This window comes from Natronotalea proteinilytica (assembly GCF_055379935.1).
Map to the genome: position 1 here is coordinate 127,344 of NZ_AP043947.1, position 14,257 is coordinate 141,600.

Below are 14,257 nucleotides of genomic sequence, written 5' to 3' on the forward strand. Positions count from 1 at the left end.
GTTTAACGAAAGATCATGCAAGAGCACAAATGCAACTGGAACCGAGTGCCCCGCCTCTCGTTTTGACCCACACATAGCGAATCATGGGGCTATAGCTCAGTTGGTAGAGCGCTGCAATCGCACTGCAGAGGTCAGCGGTTCGAATCCGCTTAGCTCCACGGCCCCTAACCCTGCTTCAGCTCCCGCTGAGGCGGGGTTTTGTTGTGGCGGGATGTAAACCACCTATCTGATCTGAACAATCATCTGAATCCTAACCATGCAACACCGCAATCGGCTGTTGGTAAACATTAGGTAGAGTGGAGGGCTTGCCTACACGGAAAAGCCCCCTCACTAGATTTCTCATCAACCGCTGTTGCCTCTTTGATTGCAACCTCTCCGGACACGACCGAATCGGCTCTCATTGTGGGGGTTATTACCCCCGATACGTCGCGCTGGGCCGTGCGCGATAACTTGAACGAACTGGAACAGCTGGCGCGTACCGCCGGCGCCCACGTCAAAGAGCGGGTGACGCAGTCGCGCACTCGCATTGACCCGGCTACTTTTATCGGGTCGGGCAAAGTCAAAGAAATTAAGCGCATGGTTGCAGATCAAGGCATTGATCTGGTCATCTTTGACGATGACTTAGCGCCTGTGCAGGTCCGCAACATCGAGCGGCAGATGGATGCGAAGCTCCTCGATCGTTCCGGGCTGATCCTTGACATCTTTGCGGGGCGTGCCAAAACGGCGGCAGCTAAAACACAAGTCGAACTGGCGCAGCTCGACTATCTGCGCACGCGGCTCACCCGTCGATGGACGCACCTTTCCCGTCAAAAAGGAGGCATCGGAACGAAAGGGCCCGGCGAAAAGCAAATCGAGACCGACCGTCGCCTGATTGATAAGCGCATGGCAACGCTTCGTGAGAAGCTGGAGCAGATTGATCGTCAGCGAACCACCCAACGCAAGGCGCGCACCTCGCAAACACTTGTCTCGTTGGTCGGATACACCAACGCAGGCAAGTCAACGCTGATGAACGCGTTAGCGAATGAAGATGTGTTGGCCGAAGACCAACTCTTTGCTACGCTTGATGCGACCACACGCACCATCACGCTGAGGGAAGACGAAGAGATTTTGTTGTCGGACACGGTCGGTTTTATCCGTAAACTGCCCCACCGTCTCATTGAGAGCTTCAAGAGCACACTCGATGAAGTGCGCACATCCGACCTGTTGCTCCACGTTATCGACGTTACCCACCCGCGCTTCGAGGACCACATGCGCGTGGTTGATGAAACGCTGGAAGAGCTTGAGGCCAACGAGTTGCCTACTCTGCTCGTGTTCAACAAAGTGGATGCGCTAGAAGACACCCACTTGCTTCGGGCGTTGCGTCGAGACTATCCTGATGCGGTGTTTGTGTCAGCCCTGCGTGGCATGGGGTTGGCCCAGTTGCGCGACGATCTGCTGGCGCTGATCCGAAAGGATTACGTAGAACGCACTGCAGTGGTGCCTGTTACCGAGCCCGAGCTCATCGCACAGATTCACCGTCTGGCCACAGTAATCAACGAGGAGTACGTGTACACCGACCACGCTGGACAAGGGGATGGAGCCAACGGTCCTCAAGCAGTGGCACAAATACACTATCAGGCCCCTCCGCACCAAGACCGTCGCATTGCGTCGATGATTGATGCACTGGATTATGGACGCTTGCAAAGCAATGAGACCGCCGAAGTGGTCACGTAGTGGTGTGTCACACCTGAATGTTGTAGTCCGAAGTTGTCATCGCGAGGAGGGAGCTCTGCGACTGACGCGGCGCTGTGAGCGCAGCGAACGAGTACTCTTGGGGTGCGACCTCATGTCGTTGATTGGGCGGCTGTATCCGGTCTGATAGCATGAGATTGCGTCGCTCCGCTCACAATGACATGCTTGTGTGTCTTCGTACCATGTTTGGGCATATCGGCACCACCAAGATGGACGTGTGACATTGACAGCTTGTACCGCGGCTACATTTCCACCCGCAAGTTGTGCCGAGCCTGAAATATACGAAGGGTATGGGCACAACGGCACGTAGATTGCTTTATATGTATTATGCATACGCTCCCTCAATTATTGCCGGGTTGCCCGGACAGAGCGCCATGAAAGTGCAAGAAGCGATACACACTGACACACCGGCTCTTAATCCTACCGATACGGTGGGAGATGCCCTGGGCGCGCTTATGGAGCATCACGTTCGTCATCTTCCCGTTGTGGATGAAGACAACACGCTCCTTGGCATGATGTCCGAAGAGGTGTTGCTGCAGGCAGACAATCCTGATCATACGGTGGGCGACTTGGTTACTCCTCATCCAGTGGGGGTGCATCCCAATGATCATATTTTTGAAGCGGCTCGTACTATGGTGCGCCATGGGTTAAGCACCGTTCCTGTAACGGATACCGAGCATCAGTATCTGGGATTAATACGCCGGTATGACATTTTTGACCGTTTTGCTCAAATGCTTTCAACGCATGCATCAGGGGCTATTCTGGCACTTGAGGTGAGCCCGCGTGACTACGCGCTCGCAAAACTGGTGCACCTGGTTGAGCAAAATGAGGCCAAGGTGTTAGCGGTAGCCTCCGAATCGCCTGAGCAGTCTAGCACCGGCAAAGTACGTGTAACCCTGAAGCTAAATGTGATCGATACCACGCGCCTGCGTCATGTGCTTGAACATCACGGTTACGAGGTCGTAGCTTCCTTTGGCGATGAAGATGATGAGCTTCTTGACCGTATTGAGGCGTTTATGCACTACCTTGAAGTGTAACGCCTTCCCCCCATCCCTTCCATCGGCATGAGTTCGCGCCTCTGGAGTCGCTCTCTGGGGGCTCAGTGCGGGCTCATGCCGTCCTTTTGCTCTTCTCTGAAGTCTGCCCTTTTCGGCTATGTCGGACACCCCCGCTGCAGCTGCTGTATTTGAATCCATGACGTTGCTAGCTGCGCTTTCCACGGCATCAGATGTGCACCAGGGTGTGCAAGAACGTCGCGCTGGGAATGATCCTACGGCGCAAGAGCCTGTGGAGGTAGCCATTGCCCGATTGCAACGCGTACGCGATCCGTTTTGCGATGCGGCGCTTTACTTGATGCGCAGTACAGTGCCCCAAGCGGCAGCCAATGACGAATTGGCCACGGTGGTACGTCACTTCGATGAGCGCATGAACGTCTATCGACTCGGGCAATGGGCCCACGATATTCATCAGGCGCTGCTTAGTCTGTATCCGCGCGTGTCTGAAGCCCTTGTTGAAGAGGCTCGTGGGCTCTCCGATATCGCTTTAGCCCTGGCCGAGGCACCCACCTCTGTGTTCATAGACGAGCTATACGTTGTGGCGCAGCACGCTCTTAGTCTTATCACATGGGTAGAGCAAGAAGTGAGTTTGTGATAAGCCAGACGGGCGTCAAATAGCAAACCGGGACGCCCCAAAGGGGGAGCCCCGGTCTAGCGCGTAATGCATTACAACAGACACTCGTGTTTCGGTTTACGCAGTGCGTACTCCTTTCAGATGAGGGATCACATCACGTCCGATGCGCTCGACCTCCTCGAGCATCGGGCTGCATTGTACCAGTATCAGGTCAAGACCGACGTCGGCGTAGGCGTTCAGACGCTCCACAATCTGGTCGGGCGTGCCTACCAAATTCGGACGTAGCCCCCGGTTGGAGACGGAGTAATCTTTCAGGTCGACCTCGGAGTCCAGCTCTGAGTTCTCCACGAAGTCGTCGTAGCTATCGAAGCCCTCCGCTTCGTAATTGACTGTGGTGATGCGCTCCAACTCTTCTTGTGCTTCCGCTTCTGTGTCGCGGCAGATCATGTACGCGGCCATACCGAACTGCATATCGTCAGGGTCGTGACCCGCCTGAGCGCGGCGCTCACGCAGGTCTGCGATGTTGCCAGCGATCTTATCGACCGAGCCGCCATGCATCAGGTAGTGGTCGCACTGTTCGGCGATGAACGTACGCCCCGCTTCAGAGCCCCCGCCGGCGTACAGCGGGATACCGTCGTCTTGCACCGGCTTCGGAGCGAGTACGGTGTTTTCGATTGTGTAAAAGTCGCCATCGTACGAGAAGCGATCTTCGGTCCAGACGCCGCGCATGATGTCTACAAACTCGCGAGAGCGTTCGTAGCGCGAGTCATGGTCGATCCACTCGCCCGCATACATCTTCATCTCTTCCTCCCACCAGCCCGAGACCAGGTTGATTTCGAAGCGCCCATCTGACATGTGGTCGATGTTGGCGGCCATCTTGGCAGCTACCGCCGGTGTGCGAAAGCCCGGACGCAGCGCCGCCATGAGGCGAATATCCTCGGTAACCGGCGCCAGTCCAGCGGTGGTTGTCCAGCATTCCAGGCTGGGCGCCTCAATGCCTTTGATGTCGTTCAGGTTCAGTTCAGCAATTAGGATGGTGGAGAAGCCCGCCCGGTCAGCGGCCTGGGCCACCCGCTTGTTGTATTCAAACGTGGGCGGCATGCCCTCGTCTTCAACGTTGCGGAGCCATCCGCCAAAAATGGGAAGCCAGATGCCAAGATCGATCATGGGTACAGAGGGATTCGGAGAGTAAGTCAAATAAAAAAGAGCGCACCGACACGAAGCCGATGCGCTCTATGAAGCCGTAGCTTCCGTTGCAGTAGATCAATCTACTGCAGGAATTAGTCCGCGTGCTTCGAGCGCATCGACGATCTGATCCACGCAGGTTTCTACGTCATGTTCGTCGGTGCGAACGACAATTTCAGGATCTTCTGGTTCTTCGTAAGGGGCTGATATGCCAGTGAAGTTCGAGATCTCGCCCTTCTCGGCTTTCTCGTACAGTCCCTTAGGATCCCGCTCTTTACAGACCTCGATCGAACAGTCTACGTGCACTTCCAAGAAGCGGCCCTCAGGCAGCAACTCGCGCACGCGATCACGATCATCGCGATAGGGCGACACGAAAGTACACAGCGTAAGGGTGCCTTGCTCAAAGAAGAGGCGCGAGACCTTGCCTACGCGACGCACGTTTTCTTCCCGGTCGTGGGCCGAGAACCCCAGATCACCCGAGAGTCCATGGCGCACATTGTCGCCATCGAGGTGCATCGTTTGGACATCGCGATCGAAGAGGCGTTCTTCCAGTGCTTTGGCGACGGTGGACTTGCCTGCTCCTGACAGGCCGGTGAACCACATGACAGCCGCTTTGTGACCGTTGCGCTCTTCGCGTTTCTCGCGCGGGATTGCGAGTCCCTCCCACGTCACATTCGGGCTTGTTTGTTGCTCTTTGGAGGTTTGGGGTTCCTCACCAACAGCGGCTACGTCTTGCCCCACGCCACGAATCATGCCCGCCGCAACGGTCGCATTCGTATCGGGATCAATCAGAATGAAGCGCCCTGTGTGTCGGTTCACGCGGTATGGATCGATAAACAGCGGGTCGGCTGTTTCGATTTCGACGCGGCCAATTTCATTGAGCGTCAGGGTGTTTGCCTCTTCGCGATGCAGCGTGTTCACGTTGATGCGATACACCAGGTTCGACACATACCCCTGCGTTTCACGCGTGGTGTGCTGCACAATGTAGGGCCGATCTTGGCGGAGCTTTTCCTCGTCCATCCAGCACAGGTCGGCATCCACACGGCGTGTGTTTTCAGGACGGTTGCGGCTGCGCACGATCATGGAGCCTCGGCTTACGTCGATCTCGTCGGCGAGAGAAATCACCACCGATTCGCCCGGACCGGCTTTTTCCTGTTCGCCGTCGAGGGTGACGATGCTTTCAACTTCCGTGCTGATCTTAGAGGGAAGCACCACCACTTCTTCGCCCGGACGCACACTGCCTGAAGCAACTTGTCCTGCGAACCCGCGAAAGTCCTGGTGCGGACGGATTACGTTTTGCACGGGAAAGCGAAAGTCTACCTGGTTGCGATCGGTCTGCGTCTTCACCGTCTCCAGGCGGTGCAACAGTGTAGCGCCCTGATACCACGGCGTCTTCTCGCTTTCGGTGACGACGTTGTCGCCCTTAAGTGCCGAGATGGGAATGAACGTAATGTCATTCACATCGAGCTTGTCGGCGAAGCCGCGGAACTCGTCCACAATCTCACGGAAGCGATCTTCGCGGTAGTCAACCAGGTCCATTTTGTTGACCGCCACAATCATGTGCGGGATTTGGAGCAGCGACGCGATGAACGCGTGTCGATGCGACTGTTCGAGCACGCCTTTGCGTGCATCAAGCAGCACAACAGCAAGCTCGGCGGTCGACGCACCGGTTACCATGTTGCGGGTATACTGCTCGTGACCAGGCGTATCCGCAATGATGAACTTGCGCTTCGGCGTGGCAAAGTAGCGGTATGCCACATCAATGGTAATCCCCTGTTCGCGCTCGGCTCGCAGGCCATCCGTAAGAAGCGCGAGTTCGAGGTCGTCATCATCGCGGTGCGTGTTGCGCTTGATCTCGGACATCTTCTCCTCGAAGATGGCTTGCGTGTCATAGAAGAGCCGCCCAATGAGCGTGCTCTTGCCGTCATCTACGCTTCCGGCAGTGGTGAATCGAAGTAAATCCATAAGAGGGAATCATCAGTTAAATATAGAGGAGCAGGTTCGGCGTGGGGCCGATGTAGAGTTAGAAGTAGCCTTTGCGCTTGCGATCTTCCATTGCTGCCTCGGAGCGCTGGTCGTCGGTGCGTCCGCCCCGCTCTGAATGGTTCGCCGTGGCTACCTCCTCAATCACTTCAGGGATGGTGGTAGCTGTTGATTCAACGGCACCGGTGCACGTCATGTCGCCAATGGTGCGAAAGCGGACCATTTTTTCGGCGTAGTGCTCGCCTTCGCGCAGCGAGATGTATTTGGACTTCGCCAGCAGCGAGCCGTCGCGTTCCACCACGTCACGCTTATGAGCGAGGTAGAGGCTTGGGATCTCCAACTCTTCACGGGCGATGTACTGCCACACGTCGAGCTCCGTCCAGTTGCTGAGCGGGAAGACGCGAAAGTGTTCTTGCGGATTCCGTCGTCCGTTGTACTGATTCCAAAGCTCGGGGCGCTGCTTCTTCGGGTCCCACTGTCCGAACCGGTCGCGGTGTGAGAAGAAACGCTCTTTAGCACGTGCTTTCTCCTCATCGCGGCGCGCTCCGCCAAGCGCTGCATCGACATCAAGTTCATCCAGCGCGTCGAGGAGCGTCACGATCTGCAGCTTATTGCGGCTGGCGTTCGGGCCCTGCTCTTCTTTGACGCGTCCTTTGTCGATGGATTCTTGCACGGTGCGCACAATCAATTCGGCACCGATGCGCTCCATGAGATCGTCGCGGAAGCGAAGGGTCTCTGGGAAGTTGTGGCCCGTATCCACATGCAGCAGTGGAAACGGGATGGGAGCCGGGTAGAAGGCTTTGCGGGCCAGGTGCGTCATGACCAGCGAGTCTTTGCCGCCCGAAAACATGAGCACGGGGCGCTCAAACTGAGCGGCGGTCTCACGAATAACGTGAATGCCCTCTGACTCTAATGTATCGAGATGTTTGGCTTCGTCGGGTGATACGTTCATACGTCGCGTGTCGCGCTTGAAAAACGCTATCGAATGATGTAAAAAAGATACGTGTCGTGTTGAGGCTTTATTTTATGCATCAGCTGTTGCCGAGGCGTTGACCGCCTCACGAAAATAGTCGAGGGTTTTGCGAAGGCCCTCGCGCCGGTCAACGGTGGGGCTCCACCCTAATGTTTCGCGAGCCTTCGTAATATCGGGCTCGCGCACCTGAGGGTCGTCTTTGGGAAGCTCCTCGTACGTGATGGTGCTCTTCGAGCCTGTCAGGTCGATGATCTCCTCGGCAAACTCCTTGATCGTGATCTCTTGCGTATTGCCAATGTTGACGGGTTCGTTTTCGTCGCTTAGCAGCAGGCGGTAGATCCCTTCGACCAAGTCGTCGACATAGCAGAAGGAGCGTGTTTGGCTGCCATCGCCGTAGACGGTAAGCGGCTCTCCGTTAAGCGCCTGACTCATAAATGTGGGCAGCGCGCGTCCGTCGTCGATGCGCATGCGTGGGCCGTACGTGTTGAAGATGCGTACGATACGCGTCTCCACACCATGGTAGCGCTGGTACGCCATCGTGATGGCTTCAGCAAACCGTTTGGCCTCGTCGTACACGCCGCGCATCCCAATGGGGTTGACGTTACCCCAGTAGTCTTCGGGCTGCGGATGTACAAGCGGATCGCCGTAGACCTCGCTGGTGGAGGCGAGCAGGAGCCGGGCATTTTTCGCTTTGGCGAGCCCGAGCGCTTTGTGCGTGCCCAGGGCGCCTACTTTGAGCGTCTGGATCGGCAGACGCAGGTAGTCGGCGGGCGAAGCGGGGCTTGCAAAGTGCAGCACGTAATCAAGCTCCCCGCTAACGTGAATGAAGTTCGTTACGTCGTGCTTGATGAACGTAAAGCGTTCGTCATCGCGCTCGAACAAGTGGGCGATATTATCGGTCGAGCCCGTGATGAGGTTATCCATGCAAAGGACTTCATGGCCTTCGGCAATGAAGCGGTCGCACAGGTGCGAACCAAGAAAGCCGGCACCGCCGGTGATGAGTGTGCGAGGCATAAGAATCAGGGAGCATCGGTGAAAAAAGCGGGAGTGAGACGCGAAACTCACTCCCTGTAGAAGTGGGTTGGTCGTAGCCAGGCGACGCGCTACGCGGGTTGTCCGTTTTCGGCGAGGGCTTCCTCAATGGCGTCTTCATCGCGTTCCGGTGGCAGGCTCGGGCGCCCGATGCTGGAGTAGATGAAGCCCATCTCGGCCATGTGCTTCGGATCGAAGACATTGCGTCCGTCGAAGATCACCGGTTGGGCCAGGCGGTCGCGCACATCGGCCAAGTTGGGACGGCGGAAAGCGTTCCACTCGGTGCATACAACGAGCGTGTCGGCCCCGTCGAGGGCGCTATACATATCGTCGGCGTAGTCGATCGCATCGCCAAATACGTTGCGCGTGGTTTCGATGGCTTCGGGATCGTATCCTACGATTTCGGCGCCCGCTTCGAGCAGGGTTCGGATGATGATGTGCGACGGTGCTTCGCGGATGTCGTCGGTATTTGGCTTAAACGAAAGTCCCCAAATGGCGATTTTCTTATCGGCGACATCGCCATCGAAGTATTCGATGACCCGCTCGGCAAGCATTTTACGCTGCCGGTCGTTCACCTCTAGCACCGAATCAAGAATCTTGAAGTCATACCCATTTTGGCGTCCGGTGCGGTGCAGTGCCTGCACATCTTTTGGGAAGCAACTGCCCCCAAACCCGATACCTGCATACAGGAAGTGCCGACCAATACGGTGATCTTTGCTAATACCGAGCCGCACCTTATCGACGTTGGCCCCCACTTTTTCGCAGAGATTGGCGATCTCGTTCATAAACGAGATGCGCGTGGCGAGAATGGAGTTGGCCGCGTACTTGATCATCTCGGCCGAGCGTTCGTCGACCACAACGATGGGGTTGCCCTGACGCACAAACGGCTCGTACAGGCGCGTCATCATATCGGCCGCCTTGTCGCTGGAGGTGCCAATAACAACGCGGTCGGGCTTCAGGAAGTCGTCAACGGCTACGCCTTCGCGCAGAAACTCGGGATTGGAGACGACATCGAACTGCTTGCCTGCTTGCAGACCAGCATTTTCGAGCACATTTCGTACCTGGTCGGCGGTGCCAACAGGAACGGTGCTCTTGTTAATGATCAGCCGATAGCGCTCTTCGTCTTCGTTGTTGATGAGTTCGGCGATGTCGCCAGTTGCCTGCAGCACATACGAAAGATCGGCTGAGCCGTCTTCACCAGGAGGCGTGGGCAGGGCAAGAAAGATCAAGTCGGCGTGGGTAACGCCGTCGGCCAGGTCGGTGCTGAAGGTAAGGCGCCCTTCGCTGGTGTTGCGGTTGAAGTAGTGCTCCAGGTCTGGTTCGTAGATGGGGAGTTGCCCGTTACGGAGCTGGTCGATTTTGTTCTCGTCGATGTCAATGCAAACGACGCGGTTGCCCATTTCAGCGAAGCATGTTCCAGACACCAGGCCTACATAGCCGGTGCCTATAATTGCGATGTTCATAAGTCGGAGGTTCTCAAAGTTCGAAAAGAAGTAGACCGTATGGTCCTCCTGTTGGCGTGGAGCTCACCTCCGGAATATAAGAGGAGGTGTTCATTGCGTAGTGCATGGTTCGGAGACATGCACAAGGGAGTATTGGTGTATAGATGAGCCGGGGTATGGCGCACAGGTGTGCACGTTTGGCGTTTAGGAGGATGTTGCATGCTTTTCAATCTCCCTACCCGTTCTTATGTTGCAGGAGGCATTTGCATCTGGTGTTGCCCTGCGCTTGCTTCGGGTTCGGCAACAGTAGGTGATTGCTTGCTCCGTTTAGTATGAGGTTCGTCAGGAGCTTTGCACCCCGGCGGCCGCATGTGCTTAACATGGCTAATGCACATCAGGGTTGCAACGAATGAGCCTGTGGAAGGTGCAGCGTGCGTACATCTTTTCGATGATACACGCGTCTATTCCCCCAAATTTCGCGTTTTTCCTTCAGGGAGGCGGGTAATCCTCTTCATCAGAACGGGCAACACGCTGTTGGTTCTTGGGGCGCGTCTTGTTATATTAACGCACGTATGCAAATTGACCAATCGTGCTGCCACCTGTGTCTATTCCTCTGGCTCGCCCCGACATTACCGATCATGAGCGTGCTGCCGTTGCATCGGTGATGCAAGGAGATCGGCTATCGATGGGACCGGCATTAGAGCGGTTTGAAGAAAAAATGGCAATGCGTTGCGGCACCGACCATGCGGTGGCCGTAAGCAGTGGAACGGCTGCGCTTCACTGCATTGTTCGAGCGCTCGACTTGCCCAAAGGCGGAACAGTCATCACCACGCCGTACAGCTTCGTCGCTTCGGCAAACGTGCTCCTTTTTGAAGGACTAACGCCCCGATTCGTAGACATTGACCCTGAAACCTACAACATCAACCCTGAGCGTGTTGAGGCAGCATGCACCGACGACACCTGCGCGATTCTTGCCGTCGACGTGTTTGGGCGTCCGGCTCCGTGGCAACGCCTGCAGGACATTGCGGATGCCTATGATCTCGCCCTTATCGCCGACTCCTGTGAGGCGCTGGGGGCAACATCCCATGACCAACCGCTCGGGGCCTGGGGCGATGCCGCGGCATTTGGGTTTTACCCAAACAAGCAAATCACAACCGGGGAGGGAGGTTGTATTACCACCAACGATGCAGCGATTGCCTCCATCTGCCGTTCGCTCCGCAATCAGGGGCGGGCTACCGATGGAGCGATGCGCCATGTGCGCCTCGGGTACAACTACCGGTTGAGTGAACTTCAGGCTGCGCTGGGGGTTGCCCAACTTGACCGCCTCGATGAGATTTTGTCAGCCCGTGCTGAGGTTGCCGCCCGGTACCATGAAGCCCTTGAACCATTTGCGAGCGATTTGCGTCGCCCGGCTCTTACGATAGCAAACGGTACGCGAAGTTGGTTCGTCTACGTGGTTGAACTGCGTCCTCCCTGGTCACGCACGCACCGCGATGCACTTTGCGAGGTGTTACGTACGGCGGGTATTGGGTGTGCGCCGTACTTCCCGGCGATCCATCTACAGCCGCTTTATCGGGAGCGTTTCGGGTTCGCCCGGGGCACGTTTCCCCATTGCGAATCGGTATCGGCTCGCACGCTGGCGCTCCCATTCTTTGGAGCGCTCTCTGATGCGCAAATGGACCGCGTTGTTGAGGCGCTGCATACCTATCTCCCGGCCTGTGCACCGTCTGACGCCGTTTCCTCATCGGCTTCGTTATGACTTATACCTTCTGGAAGCCCATTTTGGATCGTCTGATTGCGGGAGCGGTGCTTGTTTTGCTTAGTCCTGTACTGGGTGCTATTGCGGTTGCCATTATCCTGCTCGATGGGCGTCCGGTTCTCTTTACACAGCAACGGGCCGGGTATCGAGGACGTCCATTTCGCATCTATAAGTTTCGCACACTGCGTCAGGAGGCACACGACCCGGCATGCCCACAGGCGCACCTGACGCGTACCGGCGGGGTGTTGCGGCGTTGGGCGTTAGATGAACTCCCGCAGTTATGGAACGTGTTGCGTGGCGATATGAGCCTGGTGGGTCCGCGTCCAACCCTGCTCGATCAGGTTGCCCAGTACGAGGCGTTCGAGCGGAAACGGCTGGAGGTAAAGCCGGGACTTACGGGCTGGGCACAGATCCACGGACGCAACGCGCTTTCGTGGCCCGAGCGCATTCGGCTTGATGTGTGGTATGTACGTAATCAGTCGTTCTGGGTGGATGCAAAGGTTGTGCTGCATACCCCAATCGTGCTGTGGCACGCTACTGGCGTGTATGGTTCAGCAGGTACCAATGAGACCTTCCGTGCACAGTCGTTGTCTCCCGAGACCAAGAGCATTACGGAATGAAGCGTCTTGCAATCGTAGGGGCTGGTGGGTTTGGTAGAGAAGTGGCTCAATTGGTGGAGGAAATCAATGCCGAAGAAGAATCCCAGTGGATGATCGAAGGCTTTGTTGATGACGATCCTGCTGTACATGGTCGGTCATTCCTGGGATATCAAGTCATGGGAGGCAGCACAACTCTTAAAACCCCCGAGTCTCCTATTGAAGCAGATGTGTATGTGCTTGCCATTGGCAACGGACAGGTGCGTCGTCGTCTCTTCAATGTGGTGTCCCATTCAACACTGCAGTCTGCGACGCTCATTCACCCCTCAATTGAAGTTCATAGAAGTGTTACTATTGCCCCTGGGGCAGTTGTGTGCAATGGAGCTACGCTAACAGTTGACATTCGTATTGGAGCGCATGTTATCATAAATTTGGGTAGCACAATTGGACATGATACAGAGATCGAAGCGTTTGCAACCCTGCATCCGGGCACGCACTTGTCTGGCAATACGCATGTCGGTGAAGCATGCGAATTGGGTACGGGAGCGGTTGTGCTGCCTGGCGTTCGTATTGGGGCAAAGGCTCGTGTGGGAGCAGGGGCGGTGGTCACAGAAGACGTGCCGGCTGGAGCAACGGTAGTCGGCGTTCCGGCTCGTGTCGTCTCATAGCTGTCTATTGAAATACCGCTGCCTTTGCATGCACATTGTTCTGTTCCTACAATACTACCACACGCCCGACTGCCCCACCGCAGCACGCCCGCATGCGCTTGTCAATGCGCTTGCCACGGATCACAAAGTTACATTAATCACAACCCAAACGGGACGGCAGCGCCGGATTACCTTCAACGATGACTGGGTGCCGCCTACTGTATCAGTTCATGAGTTGGTCGTCCCATATCGCAATGAAATGCGTCCACTACAGCGCATACGGGCCTTTGGGCAGTACGCGGCAAAAGCCACCTTGCATGGGTTTCGAATCGACGCGCCTGATGTGATTTTGGCGTCTTCTACACCATTATCGGTTCCCATGGTTGCAGCATGCGTAGCCCATCATTACGGCGTCCCCTGGATATTCGAGGTGCGCGATCTCTGGCCCGATTTTCCGATCCAGATGGGCACGGTGCCCTCGGCCTGGGCGCAGCGCATGCTGTATGCGCTGGAGCGCAAGCTGTATCACAGCGCGGCTCATGTGGTCGCCCTCTCGCCCGACATGGCTGCTCACGTGCAAGGGTATGTTGGGCGCAACCGCGTGACCATGAATCCATACGGCACCGACCTTTCACTGCTGCGAAACGCATCGGCCAAAGACGTGCTCTGTGATGTAAGCAATGAACAGCATCTTGTTCTCTACGCCGGTTCGTTCGGGCGTGCCAATGCTATTCCGACGTTGCTCGACGCTGCCGCTCGACTGCAAGATCGCTCCGATATTGTCATGTTGTTTGTTGGAGCCGGGTACCATGAGCCGACTGTCCGTGAGGCAGCTCGGTGCCTGCCCAATGTGCGTCTGCTGCCCTCACAACCGTATCCACGCACACTGGCCCTTTTCAAGCGAGCCGATCTATCTATTACCTCATTCATCAATCGACCGGTGCTTAATGCGAACGCTCCGGCTAAGCTTTACGATAGCCTGGCAGCAGGCACGCCTGTCATTGTAACGAATGGCGGATGGACAAAGCGACTTGTCGAGTCTGGAGAATGCGGTTGGTACGTGCCTCCTGAAGACCCCAATGCTTTAGAATTGTGCATTCGGCAGCATGCAGATGCACCCCGATCCAGCCACAACCGCTGGGCGCGCAACGCAATTAGCCTCGCCCACACCCGGTTTGATCGCGCATGCCAGATGCAATCCTACAGAGAGTTGGTCGAGACCATTGTTTGACGCGACAGTACATAACAAAAATCAGACGGGCCTTTCCAGGCAGAACGGG

12 protein-coding genes and 1 tRNA gene are annotated in these 14,257 nt (G+C 56.4%); 8 read left to right on the top strand and 5 right to left on the bottom strand.

What is annotated here, in order from left to right; genetic code table 11:
• Nucleotides 1-85 precede the first annotated feature (85 nt).
• The 4 genes from ACZ5AL_RS00805 (at nt 86) to ACZ5AL_RS00820 (ending at nt 3,381) form a co-directional block, all read left to right on the top strand.
• Nucleotides 86-158: transfer RNA gene (locus tag ACZ5AL_RS00805), tRNA-Ala, on the top strand.
• Between the two features lie 202 nt (nt 159-360).
• Nucleotides 361-1,713 (top strand): GTPase HflX, encoded by a 1,353-nt coding sequence (hflX, locus tag ACZ5AL_RS00810; protein ID WP_464511525.1) that lies wholly within the window; start codon nt 361-363, stop codon nt 1,711-1,713.
• Between the two features lie 338 nt (nt 1,714-2,051).
• The gene (locus ACZ5AL_RS00815; RefSeq protein WP_464511527.1) at nt 2,052-2,768 is read left to right on the top strand and encodes a CBS domain-containing protein; all 717 of its coding nucleotides are present in this window, start codon (nt 2,052-2,054) and stop codon (nt 2,766-2,768) included.
• Nucleotides 2,769-2,886: 118 nt separating this feature from the next.
• A complete protein-coding gene (locus tag ACZ5AL_RS00820; RefSeq protein ID WP_464511528.1) occupies nt 2,887-3,381 on the top strand; it encodes a hypothetical protein in 495 nt (164 codons plus the stop codon).
• Nucleotides 3,382-3,477: 96 nt separating this feature from the next.
• Here the strand turns inward: ACZ5AL_RS00820 and ACZ5AL_RS00825 are convergent, their stop codons facing one another.
• The 5 genes from ACZ5AL_RS00825 to ACZ5AL_RS00845 all read right to left on the bottom strand — a co-directional run bounded on the left by ACZ5AL_RS00825 (nt 3,478) and on the right by ACZ5AL_RS00845 (nt 9,996).
• On the bottom strand, nt 3,478-4,524 hold the full coding sequence (locus ACZ5AL_RS00825; protein WP_464513306.1) for an LLM class flavin-dependent oxidoreductase: 1,047 nt from the start codon (nt 4,522-4,524) through the stop codon (nt 3,478-3,480).
• A 99-nt stretch (nt 4,525-4,623) separates the two neighbouring features.
• Nucleotides 4,624-6,510 (bottom strand): sulfate adenylyltransferase subunit CysN, encoded by a 1,887-nt coding sequence (gene cysN / locus ACZ5AL_RS00830; RefSeq protein WP_464511530.1) that lies wholly within the window; start codon nt 6,508-6,510, stop codon nt 4,624-4,626.
• A gap of 58 nt (nt 6,511-6,568) precedes the next feature.
• Entirely contained in the window at nt 6,569-7,480 is a 912-nt protein-coding gene (gene cysD / locus ACZ5AL_RS00835; protein ID WP_464511531.1) for a sulfate adenylyltransferase subunit CysD, read from the bottom strand.
• A gap of 72 nt (nt 7,481-7,552) precedes the next feature.
• Nucleotides 7,553-8,515, bottom strand: a complete 963-nt coding sequence (locus ACZ5AL_RS00840) for a UDP-glucuronic acid decarboxylase family protein (protein ID WP_464511532.1) — start codon at nt 8,513-8,515, stop codon at nt 7,553-7,555.
• 89 nt (nt 8,516-8,604) lie between these two features.
• Nucleotides 8,605-9,996 carry a UDP-glucose dehydrogenase family protein gene (locus tag ACZ5AL_RS00845; RefSeq protein ID WP_464511534.1) on the bottom strand — a complete coding sequence of 464 codons (1,392 nt, stop codon included), beginning with the start codon at nt 9,994-9,996 and terminating at the stop codon, nt 8,605-8,607.
• A gap of 580 nt (nt 9,997-10,576) precedes the next feature.
• Between ACZ5AL_RS00845 and ACZ5AL_RS00850 the strand changes: the two genes are divergently transcribed.
• Genes ACZ5AL_RS00850 through ACZ5AL_RS00865 form a run of 4 tightly spaced genes read left to right on the top strand, consistent with a single transcriptional unit; the run spans nt 10,577 to nt 14,208 of the window.
• Complete coding sequence (locus ACZ5AL_RS00850; protein WP_464511535.1) at nt 10,577-11,734, top strand: DegT/DnrJ/EryC1/StrS family aminotransferase; 1,158 nt, start codon at nt 10,577-10,579, stop codon at nt 11,732-11,734.
• Complete coding sequence (locus ACZ5AL_RS00855) at nt 11,731-12,354, top strand: sugar transferase (protein ID WP_464511536.1); 624 nt, start codon at nt 11,731-11,733, stop codon at nt 12,352-12,354. The genes ACZ5AL_RS00850 and ACZ5AL_RS00855 overlap by 4 nt, the downstream gene beginning before the upstream one ends.
• A complete protein-coding gene (locus ACZ5AL_RS00860; RefSeq protein WP_464511537.1) occupies nt 12,351-12,998 on the top strand; it encodes an acetyltransferase in 648 nt (215 codons plus the stop codon). Before ACZ5AL_RS00855 ends, ACZ5AL_RS00860 begins: the two co-directional genes overlap by 4 nt.
• A 28-nt stretch (nt 12,999-13,026) precedes the next feature.
• Nucleotides 13,027-14,208: a glycosyltransferase family 4 protein gene (locus ACZ5AL_RS00865; protein WP_464511539.1), complete on the top strand. Its 1,182-nt coding sequence runs from the start codon at nt 13,027-13,029 to the stop codon at nt 14,206-14,208.
• Nucleotides 14,209-14,257 lie beyond the last annotated feature (49 nt).